The sequence below is a fragment of the Enterobacter sp. 342 genome (assembly GCF_036663495.1).
Taxonomy (GTDB): domain Bacteria; phylum Pseudomonadota; class Gammaproteobacteria; order Enterobacterales; family Enterobacteriaceae; genus Enterobacter.
The window spans coordinates 29,386-49,517 of sequence record NZ_JAWUEI010000011.1; the positions used below are offsets into that span (position 1 = coordinate 29,386).

General features: G+C 53.7%; 18 protein-coding genes. 14 read left to right on the top strand and 4 right to left on the bottom strand.

The annotated features are described in order from the left end of the window. The first annotated feature begins 126 nt into the window (after positions 1-126). Together pyrG and eno are read left to right on the top strand one after the other, a co-directional pair. The gene (pyrG, locus tag V6E55_RS11080) at positions 127-1,764 is read left to right on the top strand and encodes a glutamine hydrolyzing CTP synthase (protein WP_028016879.1); all 1,638 of its coding nucleotides are present in this window, start codon (positions 127-129) and stop codon (positions 1,762-1,764) included. An 82-nt stretch (positions 1,765-1,846) separates the two neighbouring features. Beyond that, the gene (gene eno / locus V6E55_RS11085) at positions 1,847-3,142 is read left to right on the top strand and encodes a phosphopyruvate hydratase (protein ID WP_028016878.1); all 1,296 of its coding nucleotides are present in this window, start codon (positions 1,847-1,849) and stop codon (positions 3,140-3,142) included. Positions 3,143-3,197: 55 nt separating this feature from the next. Here the strand turns inward: eno and V6E55_RS11090 are convergent, their stop codons facing one another. Beyond that, positions 3,198-4,307 carry an SDR family oxidoreductase gene (locus V6E55_RS11090; RefSeq protein ID WP_236920712.1) on the bottom strand — a complete coding sequence of 370 codons (1,110 nt, stop codon included), beginning with the start codon at positions 4,305-4,307 and terminating at the stop codon, positions 3,198-3,200. A 347-nt stretch (positions 4,308-4,654) separates the two neighbouring features. Next, positions 4,655-5,479, bottom strand: a complete 825-nt coding sequence (locus V6E55_RS11095) for a MurR/RpiR family transcriptional regulator (RefSeq protein WP_114978610.1) — start codon at positions 5,477-5,479, stop codon at positions 4,655-4,657. 165 nt (positions 5,480-5,644) lie between these two features. Between V6E55_RS11095 and V6E55_RS11100 the strand changes: the two genes are divergently transcribed. The 3 genes from V6E55_RS11100 to queE are packed head-to-tail and all read left to right on the top strand — an operon-like array spanning position 5,645 to position 8,637. Continuing rightward, the gene (locus V6E55_RS11100; RefSeq protein WP_129995077.1) at positions 5,645-7,204 is read left to right on the top strand and encodes a maltose/glucose-specific PTS transporter subunit IIC; all 1,560 of its coding nucleotides are present in this window, start codon (positions 5,645-5,647) and stop codon (positions 7,202-7,204) included. Beyond that, the gene (locus V6E55_RS11105) at positions 7,204-7,911 is read left to right on the top strand and encodes an N-acetylmannosamine-6-phosphate 2-epimerase (RefSeq protein WP_316942813.1); all 708 of its coding nucleotides are present in this window, start codon (positions 7,204-7,206) and stop codon (positions 7,909-7,911) included. Before V6E55_RS11100 ends, V6E55_RS11105 begins: the two co-directional genes overlap by 1 nt. A 54-nt stretch (positions 7,912-7,965) precedes the next feature. Then, a complete protein-coding gene (gene queE, locus V6E55_RS11110; RefSeq protein ID WP_028016873.1) occupies positions 7,966-8,637 on the top strand; it encodes a 7-carboxy-7-deazaguanine synthase QueE in 672 nt (223 codons plus the stop codon). A gap of 28 nt (positions 8,638-8,665) precedes the next feature. Here the strand turns inward: queE and queD are convergent, their stop codons facing one another. Beyond that, positions 8,666-9,028 carry a 6-carboxytetrahydropterin synthase QueD gene (gene queD, locus V6E55_RS11115; protein ID WP_010434567.1) on the bottom strand — a complete coding sequence of 121 codons (363 nt, stop codon included), beginning with the start codon at positions 9,026-9,028 and terminating at the stop codon, positions 8,666-8,668. Positions 9,029-9,334: 306 nt separating this feature from the next. Here queD and cysJ point away from each other — a divergent pair, with 306 nt between their 5' ends. From cysJ to cysH, 3 genes are read left to right on the top strand one after another with little or no spacing between them, the layout of a single operon-like run. Beyond that, positions 9,335-11,140 carry an NADPH-dependent assimilatory sulfite reductase flavoprotein subunit gene (cysJ, locus tag V6E55_RS11120; protein ID WP_316942814.1) on the top strand — a complete coding sequence of 602 codons (1,806 nt, stop codon included), beginning with the start codon at positions 9,335-9,337 and terminating at the stop codon, positions 11,138-11,140. Continuing rightward, complete coding sequence (gene cysI / locus V6E55_RS11125) at positions 11,140-12,852, top strand: assimilatory sulfite reductase (NADPH) hemoprotein subunit (protein WP_316942815.1); 1,713 nt, start codon at positions 11,140-11,142, stop codon at positions 12,850-12,852. The genes cysJ and cysI overlap by 1 nt, the downstream gene beginning before the upstream one ends. Before the next feature lie 15 nt (positions 12,853-12,867). Next, positions 12,868-13,602 carry a phosphoadenosine phosphosulfate reductase gene (cysH, locus tag V6E55_RS11130; protein WP_063146470.1) on the top strand — a complete coding sequence of 245 codons (735 nt, stop codon included), beginning with the start codon at positions 12,868-12,870 and terminating at the stop codon, positions 13,600-13,602. Positions 13,603-13,656: 54 nt separating this feature from the next. On the opposite strand, the gene V6E55_RS11135 is transcribed toward cysH, so the two are convergent. Continuing rightward, complete coding sequence (locus tag V6E55_RS11135; protein WP_114978615.1) at positions 13,657-14,700, bottom strand: aminopeptidase; 1,044 nt, start codon at positions 14,698-14,700, stop codon at positions 13,657-13,659. Positions 14,701-14,937: 237 nt separating this feature from the next. On the opposite strand from V6E55_RS11135, the gene cysG reads away from it, so the two are divergent. The 6 genes from cysG (at position 14,938) to ftsB (ending at position 20,116) form a co-directional block, all read left to right on the top strand. Beyond that, complete coding sequence (gene cysG, locus V6E55_RS11140; protein WP_410493450.1) at positions 14,938-16,296, top strand: siroheme synthase CysG; 1,359 nt, start codon at positions 14,938-14,940, stop codon at positions 16,294-16,296. Between the two features lie 9 nt (positions 16,297-16,305). Further along, a complete protein-coding gene (cysD, locus tag V6E55_RS11145; protein WP_006811770.1) occupies positions 16,306-17,214 on the top strand; it encodes a sulfate adenylyltransferase subunit CysD in 909 nt (302 codons plus the stop codon). Between the two features lie 9 nt (positions 17,215-17,223). After that, positions 17,224-18,648 carry a sulfate adenylyltransferase subunit CysN gene (gene cysN / locus V6E55_RS11150; protein WP_114978617.1) on the top strand — a complete coding sequence of 475 codons (1,425 nt, stop codon included), beginning with the start codon at positions 17,224-17,226 and terminating at the stop codon, positions 18,646-18,648. Continuing rightward, positions 18,648-19,253 (top strand): adenylyl-sulfate kinase, encoded by a 606-nt coding sequence (cysC, locus tag V6E55_RS11155; protein WP_129995081.1) that lies wholly within the window; start codon positions 18,648-18,650, stop codon positions 19,251-19,253. Before cysN ends, cysC begins: the two co-directional genes overlap by 1 nt. A 58-nt stretch (positions 19,254-19,311) precedes the next feature. Continuing rightward, positions 19,312-19,638: a DUF3561 family protein gene (locus tag V6E55_RS11160; protein ID WP_114978619.1), complete on the top strand. Its 327-nt coding sequence runs from the start codon at positions 19,312-19,314 to the stop codon at positions 19,636-19,638. A gap of 166 nt (positions 19,639-19,804) precedes the next feature. Then, entirely contained in the window at positions 19,805-20,116 is a 312-nt protein-coding gene (gene ftsB / locus V6E55_RS11165) for a cell division protein FtsB (protein ID WP_008499609.1), read from the top strand. Positions 20,117-20,132: the final 16 nt, after the last annotated feature.

Sequence of the window (20,132 nt, forward strand, 5' to 3'; positions counted from 1 at the left end):
TCCTTATGTTTGTCATGGCCTGGAATGGAGACGGAGAATGAAAGTTTGTGGCGCTCGCCGTGTTCGGGTATACTACTTTCCCGTCCTGGTTATTCCATCGTTTCACCCTAACTTCTCAGGTTCAGCATGACAACGAACTATATTTTTGTGACCGGCGGGGTCGTATCCTCTCTGGGTAAAGGCATTGCCGCAGCCTCCCTCGCAGCCATTCTTGAAGCCCGTGGCCTCAATGTGACCATGATGAAACTGGATCCGTACATCAACGTCGATCCGGGCACCATGAGCCCAACCCAACACGGGGAAGTGTTCGTTACTGAAGACGGCGCTGAAACCGATCTGGATCTTGGCCACTACGAGCGTTTCATCCGCACCAAAATGACCCGTCGTAACAACTTCACGACTGGCCGCATCTATTCCGACGTTCTGCGTAAAGAGCGCCGTGGTGACTACCTGGGCGCGACCGTGCAGGTTATCCCACACATCACGAACGCAATTAAAGAACGTGTTCTTGCCGGTGGCGAAGGGCATGATGTGGTGCTGGTTGAAATCGGCGGTACTGTGGGTGATATCGAATCCTTACCATTCCTGGAAGCGATTCGTCAGCTGGCGGTGGATATTGGTCGTGAACACGCGCTGTTCATGCACCTGACGCTGGTGCCTTACATGGCAGCCGCAGGTGAAGTGAAAACCAAACCGACTCAGCACTCGGTGAAAGAGCTGCTCTCTATTGGTATTCAGCCTGACATCCTGGTTTGCCGTTCTGATCGTGCTATCCCGGCGAACGAACGTGCGAAAATTGCATTGTTCTGTAACGTGCCTGAAAAAGCCGTTATTTCAATGAAAGATGTCGATTCCATTTATAAAATCCCGGGCCTGTTGAAATCACAGGGCCTGGACGATTATATTTGTAAACGATTCAGCTTGAACTGTCCGGAAGCTAACCTGTCTGAATGGGAACAGGTTATTTATGAGGAAGCGAATCCGGCTGGTGAAGTGACTATCGGTATGGTCGGCAAGTATATCGAACTGCCGGATGCCTATAAGTCAGTGATCGAAGCGCTGAAACACGGTGGTCTGAAGAACCGTGTCTCCGTGAATATCAAGCTGATTGATTCGCAGGATGTTGAAACGCGTGGCGTTGAAATCCTGAAAGATCTGGATGCTATTCTGATCCCTGGTGGCTTCGGTTACCGTGGTGTAGAAGGCAAGATCGCCACCGCGCGCTATGCGCGTGAAAACAATATTCCATACCTCGGCATCTGTCTGGGTATGCAGGTTGCGCTGATCGAATTTGCGCGCAACGTAGCGGGAATGGAAAACGCGAACTCTACGGAATTTGTGCCAGACTGTAAGTACCCTGTAGTGGCGCTTATCACAGAATGGCGTGACGAAGACGGTAACGTCGAAGTCCGTACCGAGAAGAGCGATCTGGGTGGCACCATGCGTCTTGGCGCACAGGCCTGCCAGCTGTCTGACGATAGCGTGGTTCGCAAGCTGTATGGCGAGTCAACCATCACCGAACGTCATCGTCACCGCTATGAAGTCAACAACATGTTGTTGAAACAAATTGAAGCCGCGGGTCTGCGTGTTGCGGGCCGCTCCGGGGATGATCAGTTAGTCGAGATCATTGAAGTGCCAAACCATCCGTGGTTTGTCGCCTGCCAGTTCCACCCGGAATTTACTTCAACGCCACGTGACGGGCATCCGCTGTTTGCAGGCTTCGTAAAGGCCGCCAGCGACTACCAGAAGCGTCAGGCGAAGTAAAAAAAGTTAGAACGGCAACGCGTACCTCTGGTACGCGTTGTTTGTCTGGAGTTTTAGTTTAACTTGTACTGAGGAAAATCTAATGTCCAAAATCGTTAAAGTCATCGGTCGTGAAATCATCGACTCCCGTGGTAACCCGACCGTTGAAGCCGAAGTTCATCTGGAAGGTGGTTTCGTCGGTATGGCAGCGGCTCCATCAGGTGCTTCTACTGGTTCCCGCGAAGCGCTGGAACTGCGCGATGGCGACAAATCCCGTTTCATGGGCAAAGGCGTACTGAAAGCGGTTGGCGCTGTAAACGGTCCTATTGCTCAGGCAATCCTTGGCAAAGACGCCAAAGACCAGGCTGGCATCGACAAGATCATGATCGATCTGGACGGTACTGAAAACAAATCTAACTTCGGTGCGAACGCAATCCTGGCTGTTTCCCTGGCGAACGCCAAAGCAGCAGCTGCAGCGAAAGGTATGCCACTGTTCGAACACATTGCTGAACTGAACGGCACCCCAGGCAAATACTCCATGCCAGTACCAATGATGAACATCATCAACGGTGGTGAGCACGCGGACAACAACGTTGATATTCAGGAATTTATGATTCAGCCAGTTGGCGCGAAATCCCTGAAAGAAGCGGTACGCATGGGTTCTGAAGTGTTCCACAACCTGGCTAAAGTTCTGAAAGCTAAAGGTATGAACACTGCTGTTGGTGACGAAGGTGGCTATGCGCCAAACCTGGGTTCTAACGCAGAAGCACTGGCTGTAATCGCAGAAGCAGTTAAAGCTGCTGGCTACGAGCTGGGCAAAGACATCACCCTGGCGATGGACTGTGCAGCATCTGAATTCTACAAAGACGGTAAATACGTTCTGGCTGGCGAAGGCAACAAAGCGTTCACCTCTGAAGAGTTCACTCACTTCCTGGAAGACCTGACCAAACAGTACCCAATCGTTTCTATCGAAGACGGTCTGGACGAATCTGATTGGGCTGGTTTCGCATACCAGACCAAAGTACTGGGCGACAAAATCCAGCTGGTTGGTGACGATCTGTTCGTAACCAACACCAAGATCCTGAAAGAAGGCATCGAGAAAGGCATCGTTAACTCCATCCTGATCAAATTCAACCAGATCGGTTCTCTGACCGAAACTCTGGCTGCGATCAAAATGGCGAAAGACGCTGGCTACACCGCTGTTATCTCTCACCGTTCAGGCGAAACTGAAGACGCTACCATCGCTGACCTGGCTGTTGGTACCGCTGCAGGCCAGATCAAAACGGGTTCTATGAGCCGTTCTGACCGTGTTGCTAAATACAACCAGCTGATTCGTATCGAAGAAGCTCTGGGCGAAAAAGCACCATACAACGGTCGTAAAGAGATCAAAGGCCAGTAATAGCCTTTAAGTCTTAGAATGAAAATGCCAGTCGAATGACTGGCATTTTTTTTGGTTATTTAAAATCGACAGCCATCTGTTCCGGGATTGTCAGCCCCTGAGTCGTCTGTACGCAGCGGGCGATATAGTCAGTAAAACGCGGCGGTTTGGACATGCCCATGCTGAGCAGCTTGTCGTTGCTGAAACGCACGTTAAGCGTGGCAAAGGCACCGTATAAGCGCATTGCTCTCAGCATCAGACGTTCATTGCACGGGCCAAAAATATGTTTCAATTCGCGGCGCATTTTGACCAGCGTTTCGTAGCTGACCTGAGCATACCGATCACCGACGGGGGCTTTCTCCAGCGCCTGCGCCATTGCCTGATCGATATCCGCAAAGCGAACGCTGTTCTCTTCCCCTGCAGAAATATGTACCACTTCTCCCGGACGCGCGTTGCTGGTGAGCAGCATTAACAACGCATCGGCGCAATAATCCACCGGAACAACGTCGATTCTGTCTTCCATTGAGCACATAAACTTCTGCAGCATCAGACCCATGCTAAAGACCCAGAAAATGCTGCTCGACGGCGTGCAGCCGTGACGGGTATGGCCGACGACAATGGACGGGCGAGCGATAAGCAGTGGCAGGTTCGGGCACTCCTGGCGCATCAGTTGCTCGATAGTTGACTTCGAAAACGTGTATTCCACCAGGTGTTCGGCATTTTCTCTGAATTCAGCGCTTTCGGCGACCAGCGAATCCTGTTCCGGCGTGCATGACATTGCCGTGCCCACGTGCAGGAAACGCTGTAAGGTCGTCACTCGTTCCATGCGACGCGCCAGTGCGAGCGTACCCTCGACATTGACCTTCCAGATCAGCGGATTATTACCAAACGACGCAACAGCCGCACAGTTAACGACGTGCGTGACCTGGTCCAGGCGCGGATCGTCCAGAAATGCTTCCGGATGGCTGAGGTCGCCAATGAGGATATTATCCACGCTCAGAGAGGCCAGCTTATTCTCTGGCACATTGAATTTGCGCATGTTCTCTTGCACACGTTCCAGCCCACTTTGCTGATCGCTGGCACGCGCGAGTAAAAGGAGTTTTACGGGGTTGTCGTTGGTCAGTATTTTTTCAAGTACTGCACCGCCCAGAAATCCTGTCACGCCTGTAATCAATAACATCTTCATTAATACCGTCTCATTATGATTGATGAGGCGGATTGTAGGCGCACAAAAGTAAACGGCATTTAAATAATAAAACGCCGAAAATGAAGGCTTCTTAAGCTTATTTTAAGAAAAGGAAATCAGGTGGATGTATTGGACATTGTGGAAAGGTAAAAAATTCAATTTATAAAAATTAATATTTTAACTTAATGATTTTAAGCGTTATTTTTAGTTTTATTCTTATTATTAATAGTTATTCAAAATGTAATAAACAACATACTTTGTTACACCATTCATTTGTCCGGTAAATGATTTAAGTGGAACTGAATATCATAAACCGCAGGCCGTTTTATTTAGCCTGCAGATTATTTTTAGAGCAACAGAGGGAGCGTTGCGCTGGCTGTTTGCTGGCTAACATCACCATAATGACCATCCAGCGCAATCATGGAGGTGGTCAGCAACTCGACCAGCAGCATGACGCCAACTTTAGCATTGAGTGCACCAGCGCTGAGGGGACCCTCTGGCTTGGCGGCAACCAGCTGAATATCGCTCAGGGAAGCCAGCGGGCTACGGGGGGTATTGCTGAGGGCCAACACCTTAACACCGCGCTTGCGTGCAAGTTTCACCACGTGGAGTAAATCCCGCGTTGAACCAGAACTGGAGATGGCCACGACCAGGGTCTCTTTCGAAAGGGTTGTCGCATTCATGGCTGCGCGGTGCATATCGCTAAACAGTTGCGCGGGTTTGCCCAGCCGCAACAGCTTGTAATGCAGGTACTCACCGAGGATCGCGCTGGCTGCAACACCATAAATCTGCACCGATTGCGCCTGATGCAGCGCCAGTGCCGCTTTTTCAAGCAACGCCCGGTCGAGGAGTCTGGCGGTATCCTGCAAAGCCTGTACCGACTCATCGACGACGTTATCAATTTCATCTCCGGCCTGTCGTGCGGGCTGGCCCTGCTGTATATCCAGCGCAAGCGCCATTTTAAATTCGTTATATCCCTTGCAACCCAGCGTACGGCAAAGACGCGTGACGCTGGCCTCGCTGGTGCGACTTTCACGCGCCAGTTCAGTGATCGTCAGGTAGAGCACCCGTGCAGGATCGTTGAGAACAAACTCGCCGAGTTTTTGTTGCGTTGGGCTATACCCGGAAGCCTCTTGGCGTAGCTTCAGCAGCAGGTTTTCATGGTCTGGCATGCTAGATCCTTAGTGCGTTTCTCTGCGACTAGTGTGGCGGAAAGCAGGGGAAAGATGCCAGTCATTTCTAAAAAGTATGATCGTCCTCCTGGTTTTTGATGGTTATTTTCACTAAATGATATTTATATGGTAAAAATTTTCATCACAACATGGGGTAATGAAAAAATGATGCAAATGTTCAGTGGGGCTTCTTCCGGGGGATGGTTTGAAAAAGCGCAGCGCTTTGGCAAATCCTTTATGTTACCTATCGCCGTATTGCCTGCGGCGGGTCTGCTGCTGGGGATAGGTGGCGCGTTATCGAATCCAAATACCCTCGCGGCTTACCCGTTTTTAGATGTGGGCTGGTTACAGGCCATCTTCACCATCATGAGCAGTGCGGGTTCAATTGTGTTTGCGAACCTGTCGGTGCTGTTCGCGGTTGGGGTGGCTGTCGGGCTGGCAAAAAGCGATAAGGGCACGGCAGGGCTGGCGGCGTTGCTTGCTTTTCTGGTGATGAATGCCACCATTAACGCGCTGCTGATCCTCACCGGAAAACTGGCGCATGATAATCCTGGCGCTGTGGGACAGGGTATGACGCTGGGGATTCAGACGCTGGAAACCGGCGTGTTCGGGGGCGTGGTGATCGGCCTTGTGACCTGCGCACTCCATCACCGGTTTAATAAAATTGCGCTTCCGCAATTTCTGGGCTTCTTTGGCGGTTCACGTTTTGTCCCCATTATCAGCTCGCTGGCGGCAATACTCGTAGGGGCCGTCATGACCGTCGTCTGGCCGCATTTCCAGAAACTGATCTTTGGTCTGGGTGGGCTGGTGGATGCGACGGGTTACCTGGGCACGATGCTCTATGGTTTCATTTTGCGTATGCTCGGCCCGTTCGGTTTACATCACATCTTCTATCTTCCTTTCTGGACCACTGCGCTCGGCGGGAGTGAGATCGTCAACGGTCATCTGGTCGAGGGGACTCAGCGGATCTTCTTCGCGCAACTGGCCGATCCTGCGACGCGTCAGTTTTACGAAGGGACGTCGCGTTTCATGTCCGGGCGCTTCATTACGATGATGTTTGGCCTGCTCGGTGCATGTCTGGCGATGTACCACACGGCAAAACCCGAGAACAAAAAACGCGTCGCCGGGCTGCTGCTCTCTGCGGCATTAACCTCTTTCCTGACGGGAATTACGGAACCCATTGAGTTCTCATTCCTGTTCATTGCGCCGGTGTTGTACGTCATTCATGCCGTGTTTGATGGGCTGGCGTTTATGCTCGCGCATATTTTACACATCACCATCGGACAAACCTTCTCCGGCGGTTTTATCGACTTCGTGCTGTTTGGCATTCTTCAGGGTGAGGCCAAAACCCACTGGATGTTCGTACCGCTTGTGGGCGTCCCGTGGTTCTTCCTCTACTACTTCACGTTCCGCTATCTGATTAATCGTTTTGATTTTGCCACGCCGGGTCGTGAAAAAGAGGCGGTGGTGGATGAGGTTACTCTGCCGCAAAGCGAGCGCGCTGCAGCGGTAATCGCCGGGCTGGGTGGAAAAGACAATCTGGACGAGGTGGACTGCTGCGCCACGCGCCTTCGTGTCACGGTGAAAGACGGCAGCAAAGTGAATGACGCTGCATTGAAAGCCACTGGTGCACGCGGCGTCATTGTGCGTGGTAACGGTGTTCAGGTCATTTATGGCCCGCATGTCACGATTATCAAAAACGAAGTTGAAGAGATCTTATCGTAATGAAAACTGTACTGGATAACCTGAAAGGAAAACTGGTCGTCTCTTGTCAGGCGCTGGAGAATGAACCTCTGCATAGCCCATTTATTATGTCCCGGATGGCGCGGGCAGCGTTTCAGGGTGGGGCTGCTGCCATCCGCGCCAACAGCGTGGTGGATATTGTGGCCATTAAACAGGAGGTTTCTTTACCCGTTATCGGCATCATCAAGCGGGAATATCCTGGTAGCGCGGTGTTTATCACTGCCACAATGAAAGAAGTGGATGAGCTGATGAGCGTCTCTCCGGAAATCATTGCACTTGATGCGACTGCGCGCGAGCGTCCTGGCGGTGAATCGCTGAAAACGCTGGTCAGTCACATCCGTACACGTTACCCCGGGATAGTGCTGATGGCGGATATTTCCAGCGTAGAAGAGGCCGTAACCGCGCAGGAGCTGGGCTTTGATTGTGTCGGAACCACGCTTTATGGTTATACGGCGGAAAGCGCGGGTCATGCTTTGCCCGACAATGATTGCGCATTCCTGAAGGATGTACTGGCTGCCGTCACGGTTCCGGTGGTTGCCGAAGGCAACGTCGATACCCCTGAGCGCGCGGCCAGATGCCTGGCGCTGGGAGCGCATATGGTCGTTGTTGGTGGGGCAATCACCCGTCCACAGCAGATCACTGAACGGTTTATAACGGCGATTGGCGCGCAAAGCACCGATCGAGCATGACCATCTGGCAGGGATCTGCGATACTTATCGTTTATCCCCTTTACTGAGATGACTATGCAGTACCCGATTAACGAGATGTTCCAGACCCTGCAAGGCGAGGGTTACTTTACCGGCGTTCCCGCTATCTTTATTCGTTTACAGGGATGCCCGGTTGGCTGTGCCTGGTGTGATACCAAACATACGTGGGATAAGCTCGCAGATCGGGAAGTGTCGCTGTTTAGCATTCTGGCGAAAACCAAAGAGAGCGATAAGTGGGGCGCGGGCAGTTCAGAAGATCTGCTGGCCATTATTGGTCGTCAGGGCTGGACGGCGCGCCATGTGGTGATCACCGGCGGTGAACCCTGCATCCACGATCTGACGCCGCTAACCGAGCTGCTCGAAAAGAACGGTTACAGCTGCCAGATTGAAACCAGCGGTACCCATGAAGTGCGTTGCTCTCACACCACCTGGGTGACGGTATCACCGAAAGTGAATATGCGCGGCGGATACGATGTCCTGTCTCAGGCGCTGGAACGTGCTGATGAGATTAAACACCCGGTAGGACGCGTGCGTGATATTGAAGCGCTGGATGAACTGCTGGCAACGCTCTCGGACGAAAAGCAGCGGGTCATTGCCCTGCAGCCTATCAGCCAGAAAGAGGATGCAACGCGCCTGTGCATTGAAACCTGTATTGCGCGTAACTGGCGTCTGTCGATGCAGACGCACAAGTACCTGAATATTGCCTAAAAAAAGCCCGGTTTAACCGGGCTTTTTTTTACTCGCCGCGATAGACGCAGCCTGCGGTGCAGGTCTCTTTGATCATCACTGCGCTCAGCAGCGGTACCAGCGGTTTCATCTGATCCCAGATCCATTTTGCCAGCACTTCGCTGGTCGGGTTTTCAAGGCCCGGAATATCATTCAGGTAATAGTGATCCAGACGATCGTAAGTTGGCTTAAACGCCGCCTTCAGCTCAGCGAAGTCCATGATCCAACCGGTATGCGGATCGACTTCACCGGTGATCTCAAGACGCACCATAAACGAGTGCCCGTGCAGACGGCCACATTTATGTCCTTCAGGAACATGCGGAAGGTGGTGGGCGGCTTCGAAGGTGAAATCTTTAAACAGTGTGGTGGACATGATCGCTCTCAGTAATGCGGAAAAAACCGCCGCATAGTACCGGAAAGCACAATTTTTAGCATTAACTAAAACGGCTCTGAAGCCTGGACCGCAGGTGGTGGTCATTTTTTGTGATCTTTGTTGTGATATTTCAATCAGTTAATTAATCTGTTTTATCGCTAAGTGTGATAACTAAAACAGGTTAGTCCATTTGGTTATTTATTATTTCCATCCCTTCTTTAATTGTTAGTATCCTCGCCGTTAACCTTATCTTCAGTTTGGATTTATTCGCTTAAAGTCCGCTTGGCTACTGGAACATAACGACGCATGACAACACAGGCCCCACCTTCAAATTTGCTTCCCCTGAACCCGGAGCAACTGGCGCGCCTTCAGGCTGCCACCTCTGATTTTTCTCCCACTCAGCTTGCCTGGGTCTCCGGTTATTTCTGGGGAATGCTCAATCAGCAACCGGGCGCTGTGGCTGCCGCTCCGGCAACGGCCGTAGAAATTCCGGCCATTACGTTGATTTCCGCCTCACAGACGGGCAACGCGCGACGTGTGGCAGAAGCGCTGCGTGACGATCTGCTGGCTGCCAGACTGAACGTGAACCTGGTCAACGCCGGGGATTATAAATTTAAACAGATCGCGTCAGAAAAACTGCTGGTGGTTGTCGCCTCAACGCAGGGGGAAGGTGAACCTGCTGAAGAAGCGGTGGCATTGCATAAGTTCCTGTTCTCGAAAAAAGCGCCAAAACTGGATGGCACGGCCTTTGCCGTGTTTGGTCTGGGCGATACCTCCTATGAATTCTTCTGCCAGTCCGGTAAAGATTTCGACAGCAAGCTGGCTGAACTGGGCGCAGAACGTCTGCTGGACCGCGTCGATGCCGACGTGGAATACCAGACCGCCGCCGCCGAATGGCGTGCCCGCATCGTTGAGGTGCTGAAAGCGCGTGTCCCGAAAGAGACGCAGGCACAGGCCGCGTTTACTGCGACGGGTGCCGTCAACGACATCCATACCAGCCCATACACTAAAGAGGTTCCGCTGGCCGCGAGCCTGTCGGTTAACCAGAAAATTACCGGCCGTGATTCTGAAAAAGATGTGCGCCATATCGAAATCGATCTTGGTGACTCTGGCCTGCGTTATCAGCCGGGCGATGCGTTGGGGATCTGGTATCAGAATGATCCGGCGCTGGTAAAAGAGCTGGTCGAACTGCTGTGGCTGAAAGGTGATGAGCCCGTGACTGTCGAAGGCAAAACGCAATCGCTCTCTGAAGCGTTGCAGTGGCATTTTGAACTGACGGTGAATACCCCGAATATTGTAGAAAATTACGCCACCTTAACCCGCAGCGAATCGCTGCTGCCATTCGTGGGTGATAAGGCTAAGCTGCAGCATTACGCGGCAACAACGCCAATTGTTGATATGGTGCGTTTCTCTCCGGCACAGCTGGATGCCGATGCGCTGATCGGCTTGCTGCGTCCTCTGACCCCGCGTCTGTACTCCATCGCTTCTTCGCAGGCAGAAGTGGAGAGCGAAGTGCATATCACCGTGGGTGTGGTGCGTTATGACATCGAAGGTCGTGCGCGAACGGGTGGGGCGTCAGGGTTCCTGGCTGACCGCGTGGAAGAAGAGGGCGAAGTGCGCGTCTTTATTGAGCACAATGACAACTTCCGTCTACCTGCTAACCCGGAAACGCCGGTCATTATGATTGGCCCAGGCACCGGTATCGCCCCGTTCCGTTCATTCATGCAGCAGCGTGCGGCAGATGAAGCACCGGGTAAAAACTGGCTGTTCTTCGGCAACCCGCACTTTACGGAAGATTTCCTCTACCAGGTTGAGTGGCAGCGCTATGTTAAAGAAGGTGTACTGACCCGCATCGATCTGGCCTGGTCTCGTGACCAGAAAGAAAAAGTATACGTACAAGATAAACTGCGCGAACAGGGCGCAGAGCTGTGGCGCTGGATCAATGACGGTGCCCACATTTATGTCTGCGGCGACGCCAATCGCATGGCGAAAGACGTTGAGCAGGCTTTGCTGGAAGTGATTGCCGAATTCGGTGGTATGGATGCCGAAACGGCAGATGAATATTTAAGTGAGCTGCGCGTTGAGCGCCGTTATCAGCGAGATGTCTACTAATGAGCGAAAAACATCCAGGGCCACTGGTGGTCGAAGGTAAACTGACAGACGCCGAGCGCATGAAGCTGGAAAGCAACTATCTGCGCGGCACCATTGCTGAAGATCTGAATGACGGTCTCACCGGCGGTTTCAAAGGCGACAACTTCCTGCTGATCCGTTTTCACGGTATGTACCAGCAGGACGATCGCGATATCCGCGCCGAGCGTGCTGAGCAGAAGCTGGAGCCGCGTCACGCGATGCTGCTGCGCTGCCGCCTGCCGGGTGGGGTCATCACCACTAAACAGTGGCAGGCGATCGACAAGTTTGCCGGCGAAAATACGATTTATGGCAGCATCCGTCTGACTAACCGTCAGACCTTCCAGTTCCACGGCATTCTGAAGAAGAATGTGAAGCCTGTACACCAGATGCTGCACTCGGTTGGGCTGGACGCGCTGGCGACCGCCAACGACATGAACCGTAACGTGCTCTGCACCTCGAACCCGTATGAGTCCGAGCTGCACGCCGAAGCCTATGAGTGGGCGAAGAAGATCTCTGAGCACCTGCTGCCGCGTACGCGCGCTTATGCGGAGATTTGGCTCGATCAGGAAAAAGTCGCCACCACCGACGAAGAACCAATCCTTGGCCAGACCTATCTGCCGCGTAAGTTCAAAACCACGGTAGTGATCCCGCCGCAGAACGATATCGATCTGCACGCCAACGACATGAACTTCGTGGCAATTGCCGAAAACGGCAAGCTGGTGGGCTTTAACCTGCTGGTGGGGGGCGGTCTGTCCATCGAACACGGTAACAAGAAAACCTATGCCCGTACCGCGAGCGAGTTTGGCTTCCTGCCGCTTGAGCACACGCTGGCGGTGGCAGAAGCGGTGGTAACCACCCAGCGCGACTGGGGTAACCGTACCGACCGTAAAAACGCGAAAACCAAATACACCCTGGAGCGCGTGGGCGTTGAGACGTTTAAAGAAGAAGTGGAACGTCGCGCCGGCATCAAATTTGAGCCGATCCGCCCTTACGAATTCACCGGTCGCGGTGATCGTATCGGCTGGGTCAAAGGTATCGACAACAAATGGCACCTGACGCTGTTTATTGAAAACGGCCGTATTCTGGATTATCCGGGACGTCCACTGAAAACCGGTCTGCTGGAAATAGCGAAGATCCACAAGGGTGAGTTCCGCATTACCGCCAACCAGAACCTGATCATTGCTGGTGTGCCTGAAAACCAGAAGGCGAAGATCGAGAAACTGGCACGCGATCATGGGTTGATGAATGCGGTGAAACCGCAGCGCGAAAACTCGATGGCCTGTGTGTCATTCCCGACCTGTCCGTTGGCGATGGCCGAAGCGGAGCGTTTCCTGCCGTCATTCACTGACAAAGTAGAAGCGATTCTGGAAAAACACGGTATTCCGGACGAGCATATTGTTATGCGCATTACTGGCTGCCCGAACGGCTGCGGCCGCGCAATGCTGGCAGAGATGGGACTGGCTGGTAAAGCGCCAGGCCGTTACAACCTGCATCTGGGCGGCAACCGCATCGGTACGCGTATCCCGCGGATGTACCGTGAAAACATTACTGAATCGGAGATCCTCGATTCGGTCGACGAACTGGTTGGGCGCTGGGCGAAAGAGCGTGAAGCGGGTGAAGGCTTCGGCGACTTTACGGTGCGTGCGGGCATCATTCGCCCGGTGCTCGACCCGGCCCGGGATTTCTGGGAGTAACAACGCGAGGTGATTATGTCCGTACTCGATCTAAACGCCCTGAACGATCTGCCAAAAGTCGAACGCATTCTGGCGCTCGCAGAAACCAACGCCCAACTGGAAAAGCTGGACGCCGAAGGGCGTGTAGCATGGGCGCTGGAAAACCTGCCGGGTGACTATGTGCTTTCGTCGAGCTTTGGTATTCAGGCGGCGGTCAGTTTGCATCTGGTGAATCAAATTCGTCCGGACATTCCGGTGATCCTCACTGATACTGGCTACCTGTTCCCGGAAACCTACCAGTTTATTGACGAGCTGACAGACAAGCTCAAGCTGAACCTGAAAGTTTACCGCGCGACTGAAAGCGCGGCCTGGCAGGAGGCGCGCTACGGTAAACTCTGGGAGCAGGGTGTTGAGGGCATTGAGAAATACAATGAGATCAACAAAGTTGAGCCGATGAACCGGGCGCTGAAAGAGCTTAATGCACAGACCTGGTTTGCAGGGCTACGCCGCGAGCAGTCCGGCAGTCGCGCCACGTTACCCGTACTGGCGGTTCAGCGCGGGGTGTTCAAAGTGCTGCCGATCATCGACTGGGATAACCGAACGGTGTATCAGTACCTGCAAAAGCACGGGCTGAAATACCATCCGCTGTGGGATCAGGGTTACCTGTCGGTGGGGGATACCCACACCACGCGTAAATGGGAACCGGGAATGGCAGAAGAAGAGACGCGATTCTTTGGCCTCAAGCGCGAGTGCGGGTTGCACGAAGGGTGAACCCATTTCCTCCCTCTCCCAACGGGAGAGGGTGAGGTGAGGGCATCAGGCCCACTAAGCCTTATTCGCTTTCGCCAACTCCTTCACCAGCGGGAGCATCACTTTCACCACATCCCGGCTGCGGTGTTCAATCCGTTGCGGTAGTGCGCTATCAATGTGTTGCTGATTATCCAGCATCACGTTATGCCAGCTTGTCCCGTCCGGGAAGGCTTTTGATTTAGCCCGCTGCTGATAGCCATCTTTCTTCCCCAGTGCCCAGTTTGTTGCTTCCACATACAGCACCGGAATACCCGCTTTATCGAACACCTCACCATCGTTACAGCAGCCCGTTCCTCGTGGATAAGCAGGATTGCCGCCTGGGTTACTGGTGGCATAGACCCCATGGCTGCGGGCAATCGCCAGTGCCCGGTCGCGTGTTAATTTTCGCACGGTACCCGGCGTACTTTGTCCGCTGTTGAAATAGAGCTTATCGCCGACGATCAGGTTATCGAGATTGATCACCAGCAGGGTATTTTTCTTCTCTTTGGCGCTCATGCGCTTCAGGAGATTCTCAGCGCCGAGTTTGCCCTCTTCTTCACCACTGGTGGCAATGAAACGAATCCCGTATTTAGTCGGTATATCCTTCATTCGTTCTGCCAGTTCGAGCATCACGCCCAGACCCGCGGCGTTATCATCCATACCTTGTAGTGTCAGACCACCGAGATTGTTATCGGTATCGGTGTCACTCATTGGGGCGTAGGTATCGAGGTGCGCCATAATAATGATCTGCTCATCCGCGCTACCTTCGTGTGCCGCAATAACCGTACTGCCCGTCACGTTATGCCAGTTTTTGGTTTTATTGCGCGAGGTATAGAGATAGCGGCTGTGAAACGTGCGGATATCGCTCTGGTAACCCATGTCGGCAAACTGCTGACGTATATAGTCGGCGGAGAGCATTTCCGCGGGGGAACCCGTCATGCGGCCAGGAAATACGGTGGCAATATGGCGCGCCTGCGTATTCGCGATTTCACCATAAGGTTGATTTTTTGCCTGAGCCGGAAGGATAAAGCAAACGCCGAGCGCCAGGGCAGCAATACAGTGGCGCGTTGCGGAAAACATAGTGAGTCCTTAAAAAACAGAGCAAAATTTTAACCCGCCTAGTATGAAACTGTGATCGTCCATACACAATTTGAATTGCTCTTAAATGCCCGAAATTTCGCGTGTTAAGCACTTTTTGATATTTGCTTTTTCATTGCGTTATTCCATTGAGTAACTACTCATTCCAATTCGTAATTTCATTCGGTCTAAGTCGCCCCCTATAGTCCCTTTATTCCTCGTTGTTAGTGAGTTGCTGCTGTGGACTATCTGCCCTTATTTGCCGCGATTAAAGATAAGCCGGTGCTGGTTGTTGGCACGGGTGAGATTGCCGATCGCAAAATCGTATTTCTGCAGCGCGCAGGGGCGCTGGTGCAGGTCGTTGCAGAGGCGGATTTCGACGAAGCACAAATCGACAGCGTGGTGCTGGTGATTGCGGCGACCGAAGATCGCGAACTTAACCAGCGGATCTCAGACGCAGCCCAGGCGCGTTATCGTCTGGTGAACGTGGTGGACGATCAGCCTTTATGTTCCTTTATCTTCCCGTCGATTGTTGATCGCTCGCCGCTGCTGGTCGCCATCTCCTCCGGCGGTACCGCACCGGTACTGGCGCGCGTATTGCGGGAAAAAATCGAAGCGCTGTTGCCGACCAGCCTCGGACGGATGGCGGAGAAAGCGAGCTACTGGCGCAATCATCTGAAAACCCGCCTGACCAGCGTGACGGAACGTCGTCGCTTCTGGGAACGTGTGTTTCGCGGCCGCTTTGCCAGCCTGATGCATGCCGGTGATGAGAGGGCGGCACAGAAAATCCTCGAAGACGAACTGGATAACCCTGGCAGTACGAGCGGGGAGATCATTCTGGTAGGGGCCGGGCCGGGTGATGCGGGGCTGCTGACCCTGCGTGGTTTACAGGTACTCCAGGATGCGGACGTGGTGTTCTATGACCATCTGGTGACCGACGGCGTGCGCGAACTGATTCGCCGCGATGCAGAACAAATTTGCGTTGGAAAACGAGCAGGGGAGCACTCTGTTCCGCAGCACGACACCAACCAAATGTTGGTTGCGGCCGCCAAAGCGGGCAAAACCGTGGTGCGCCTGAAAGGGGGCGATCCGTTCATTTTCGGTCGTGGCGGCGAAGAACTGCAGGCAGCAGCCGAAGCGGGGGTACCGTTCCAGGTGGTTCCCGGCATCACGGCGGCTTCTGCGGTAACGGCTTATGCTGGTATCCCGCTGACCCACCGCGATTACGCCCAGAGCGTCACCTTTGTGACGGGGCATTACAAGGCGGACAGCACACCGTTCGACTGGTCTCATCTCGCTCAAAGCCGACAGACGTTGGCTATCTATATGGGCACGATGAAGGCGGCGGACATCAGCGAACAACTCATTCAGCACGGTCGCGAGGCGACAACGCCCGTTGCCGTCATTTCTCGCGGCACGCGCATCGATCAGCACGTTGTGACGGGCACGCTGGAACATCTTGCAACCCTGGCGAAAGACGCCCCTATGCCCGCCCTGATTGTGGTGGGGGAAGTGGTTCAGCTACACAGTACGCTCGCCTGGTTTCAGCACACAACCGACACAGAAGGCTTTGGTTCTTCTGTTATAAATTTGGCTTAAGGAACGGTTATGGACCAAAAACGTCTTACTCACCTGCGGCAGCTCGAAGCGGAAAGTATCCATATCATCCGCGAAGTGGCCGCCGAGTTTTCTAACCCGGTGATGATGTACTCCATCGGTAAAGATTCCAGCGTCATGCTGCATCTGGCGCGTAAAGCGTTTTATCCGGGTACGCTGCCGTTCCCGTTGCTGCATGTGGATACCGGCTGGAAATTCCGCGAAATGTACGAATTCCGTGACCGTACCGCCAAAGCCTACGGCTGCGAGCTGCTGGTGCATAAAAACCCGGAAGGCGTAGCGATGGGCATTAACCCGTTCGTGCACGGCAGCGCCAAACACACTGACATCATGAAAACCGAAGGGCTGAAGCAGGCGCTGAACAAATACGGTTTTGATGCGGCCTTCGGTGGCGCGCGTCGTGATGAGGAAAAATCCCGTGCGAAAGAGCGTATCTACTCATTCCGTGACCGCTTCCACCGCTGGGACCCAAAAAACCAGCGCCCGGAGCTGTGGCACAACTACAACGGCCAGATCAACAAAGGCGAAAGCATTCGCGTCTTCCCGCTCTCCAACTGGACCGAGCTGGATATCTGGCAGTACATCTATCTGGAAAATATCGAGATCGTTCCGCTGTATCTGGCCGCTGAGCGTCCGGTACTGGAACGCGACGGGATGCTGATGATGATCGACGACGATCGCATCGACCTGCAGCCTGGTGAAGTGATCAAAAAACAGATGGTGCGTTTCCGTACCCTCGGTTGCTGGCCATTGACTGGTGCGGTGGAATCCAGTGCGCAGACGCTGCCGGAGATCATCGAAGAGATGCTGGTGTCGACCACCAGTGAGCGACAGGGGCGCGTGATTGACCGCGACCAGGCAGGCTCCATGGAGCTGAAGAAACGTCAGGGTTATTTCTAAGGAGCCGCCATGAACACGACCATTGCTCAACAAATTGCCAAAGAAGGCGGCGTAGAAGCTTATCTGCACGCGCAACAACACAAAAGCCTGCTGCGCTTCCTGACCTGCGGCAGTGTGGATGACGGGAAAAGCACCCTGATTGGCCGTCTGCTGCATGACACGCGTCAGATTTACGAAGATCAGCTCTCTTCTCTGCATAACGACAGCAAGCGTCACGGCACCCAGGGTGAAAAACTCGACCTGGCGCTGCTGGTGGATGGCCTGCAGGCGGAGCGCGAGCAGGGCATTACCATTGATGTGGCTTATCGTTACTTCTCCACCGAGAAGCGCAAATTTATTATCGCCGACACCCCGGGGCACGAGCAGTACACCCGTAACATGGCGACCGGCGCCTCCACCTGCGATCTGGCGATCCTGTTGATCGATGCCCGTAAAGGCGTGCTCGATCAAACCCGTCGTCACAGCTTTATTTCCACGCTGCTGGGGATCAAGCACCTGGTGGTGGCGATCAATAAAATGGATCTGGTGAATTTCAGCGAAGAAAAATTCGATGAGATCCGCCAGAGCTACCTGACCTTTGCCGAACAGCTGCCAGGCAACCTGGACATTCGCTTTGTGCCGCTCTCGGCGCTGGAAGGCGATAACGTCGCGTCCCAGAGCACGAACATGCCGTGGTACAGCGGCCCGACGCTACTGGAAGTGCTGGAAACTGTCGACATTCAGCGCGTGGTTGATACCCAACCGATGCGCTTCCCGGTGCAGTACGTTAACCGTCCGAACCTCGATTTCCGCGGTTTCTCCGGCACTATCGCATCTGGTTTTGTGAAAGTGGGTCAGCGCGTCAAAGTGCTGCCATCTGGCGTGGAATCGGCTATTGCCCGTATCGTCACTTTCGATGGTGATCTGCCAGAGGCGGGAGCCGGTGAAGCGGTGACGCTGGTGCTAAAAGATGAGATCGATATCAGCCGGGGCGATCTGCTGGTGGATGCGCACGAAACGCTGGCGGCGGTACAGGGTGCATCCGTGGATGTGGTGTGGATGGCTGAACAGCCGCTGACGGCTGGACAGAGCTACGACATTAAAATTGCGGGCAAGAAAACTCGTGCTCGCGTGGACGGTATTCAGTTCCAGGTAGATATCAACAACCTGACCCAACGTGAGGTCGCTGAGCTGCCGCTGAATGGTATCGGTCTGGTCGATCTGACCTTCGACGAGCCACTGGTGCTGGATCCGTATCAGCAAAACCCGGTCACGGGCGGGCTGATCTTTATCGACCGTCTGACTAACGTCACCGTCGGTGCCGGAATGGTGCGAGAGCCTAACGAACAGGCCGCCGTGGCGTCTGAGTTCAGCGCCTTCGAACTTGAACTGAACGCGCTGGTGCGTAAACACTTCCCGCACTGGGGTGCGCGCGATCTGCTGGGAGGCAAGTAATGGCCGCCCATGATGAGAACGTCGTCTGGCATCCTCATCCGGTCACTGTCGCTCAGCGTGAGCAACTCCACGGTCACCGTGGGGTTGTGCTGTGGTTTACCGGGCTGTCGGGCTCCGGTAAATCCACGGTAGCGGGCGCGCTGGAAGAGGCGCTGTATCAGCAGGGCGTAAGCACGTACCTGCTGGATGGCGACAACGTGCGTCACGGTCTGTGCAGCGATTTAGGCTTCAGCGATGAAGACCGTAAAGAGAATATCCGTCGGGTAGGGGAAGTGGCGAGCCTGATGGCGGATGCCGGGCTGGTGGTTCTTACTGCGTTTATCTCTCCACACCGGGCAGAGCGCCAGATGGTGCGTGAACGCGTTGGCCACAATCGCTTTATCGAAGTGTTTGTCGATACTCCGCTGGAGATTTGCGAAGCGCGCGATCCGAAAGGGCTGTATAAAAAAGCGCGTGCGGGTGAACTGCGAAATTTCACCGGAATAGACTCGGTATACGAAGCGCCTGAATCGCCTGAAATTCACCTGGAAGGCCAACAATTGGTAACAAATTTAGTAAGCCAATTATTAGACCTCCTCAGACGGGACGATATTATCAGATCCTGAGACGGTATCGTTCGGGAGCTTTTCACCCGAGCGATGAGTCATGGTCACAGGATTAGCTATGCGCAACAGTGAAAACTACATTATTACCGCCGGGTCGGAGCCGATAGCAACCGACGACGAGACGACCTGGTCATTTCCTGGGGCCATCGTCGGCTTCGTCTCGTGGTTGCTGGCGCTGGGTATTCCGTTTCTCATTTACGGCGGTAATACGCTGTTCTTCTTCCTCTACACCTGGCCATTCTTCCTGGCGCTGATGCCCGTGGCGGTTGTCGTCGGCATTGCGCTGCATTCGCTACTCAATGGCAAACTCCTTTACAGTGCTGTGGTCACGATTGTGACGGTGGTCCTGATGTTTGGACTGTTATTTTTGTGGCTCATGGGCTAACTTCAGCCATAATTCAAACCGTAACCAACTGTGTGACGATATTGTGCAGGGCGATTCTGCGGAAAAAATGTGGTACATTTGCCCGCGATGTTGCGGCATCTCTGTACCCCCGGCGTAGTGCCCTGGGGGCGTTTTGGGATGATGATGCCGTTTTTCAGGGGGCAGGATGGGTAAACTAACGCTGCTGTTGCTGGCTTTGCTGATCTGGCTGCAATACTCGTTGTGGTTCGGTAAAAACGGGCTGCACGACTATAGCCGGGTGAGCGATGACGTCGCAGCTCAGCAGGCAACAAACGCCAAACTTAAGGCGCGAAACGATCAACTCTTTGCTGAAATTGATGACCTCAATGGCGGGCAAGAGGCGATTGAGGAACGCGCACGCAATGAACTCAGTATGACTAAGCCGGGCGAAACTTTTTATCGTCTGGTTCCGGATGCGTCTAAACGCAATCAGGGCTCAGCACAAAACAATCGATAATCAGGCCCAGGATTAC

Excerpts from the sequence above, each read along its gene's own strand:
- pyrG (WP_028016879.1), top strand. The coding sequence starts at position 127 with ATGACAACGAACTATATTTTTGTGACCGGCGGGGTCGTATCCTCTCTG.
- eno (WP_028016878.1), top strand. The coding sequence starts at position 1,847 with ATGTCCAAAATCGTTAAAGTCATCGGTCGTGAAATCATCGACTCCCGT.
- V6E55_RS11090 (WP_236920712.1), bottom strand. The coding sequence starts at position 4,307 with ATGAAGATGTTATTGATTACAGGCGTGACAGGATTTCTGGGCGGTGCA.
- V6E55_RS11095 (WP_114978610.1), bottom strand. The coding sequence starts at position 5,479 with ATGCCAGACCATGAAAACCTGCTGCTGAAGCTACGCCAAGAGGCTTCC.
- V6E55_RS11100 (WP_129995077.1), top strand. The coding sequence starts at position 5,645 with ATGATGCAAATGTTCAGTGGGGCTTCTTCCGGGGGATGGTTTGAAAAA.
- V6E55_RS11105 (WP_316942813.1), top strand. The coding sequence starts at position 7,204 with ATGAAAACTGTACTGGATAACCTGAAAGGAAAACTGGTCGTCTCTTGT.
- queE (WP_028016873.1), top strand. The coding sequence starts at position 7,966 with ATGCAGTACCCGATTAACGAGATGTTCCAGACCCTGCAAGGCGAGGGT.
- queD (WP_010434567.1), bottom strand. The coding sequence starts at position 9,028 with ATGTCCACCACACTGTTTAAAGATTTCACCTTCGAAGCCGCCCACCAC.
- cysJ (WP_316942814.1), top strand. The coding sequence starts at position 9,335 with ATGACAACACAGGCCCCACCTTCAAATTTGCTTCCCCTGAACCCGGAG.
- cysI (WP_316942815.1), top strand. The coding sequence starts at position 11,140 with ATGAGCGAAAAACATCCAGGGCCACTGGTGGTCGAAGGTAAACTGACA.
- cysH (WP_063146470.1), top strand. The coding sequence starts at position 12,868 with ATGTCCGTACTCGATCTAAACGCCCTGAACGATCTGCCAAAAGTCGAA.
- V6E55_RS11135 (WP_114978615.1), bottom strand. The coding sequence starts at position 14,700 with ATGTTTTCCGCAACGCGCCACTGTATTGCTGCCCTGGCGCTCGGCGTT.
- cysD (WP_006811770.1), top strand. The coding sequence starts at position 16,306 with ATGGACCAAAAACGTCTTACTCACCTGCGGCAGCTCGAAGCGGAAAGT.
- cysN (WP_114978617.1), top strand. The coding sequence starts at position 17,224 with ATGAACACGACCATTGCTCAACAAATTGCCAAAGAAGGCGGCGTAGAA.
- cysC (WP_129995081.1), top strand. The coding sequence starts at position 18,648 with ATGGCCGCCCATGATGAGAACGTCGTCTGGCATCCTCATCCGGTCACT.
- V6E55_RS11160 (WP_114978619.1), top strand. The coding sequence starts at position 19,312 with ATGCGCAACAGTGAAAACTACATTATTACCGCCGGGTCGGAGCCGATA.
- ftsB (WP_008499609.1), top strand. The coding sequence starts at position 19,805 with ATGGGTAAACTAACGCTGCTGTTGCTGGCTTTGCTGATCTGGCTGCAA.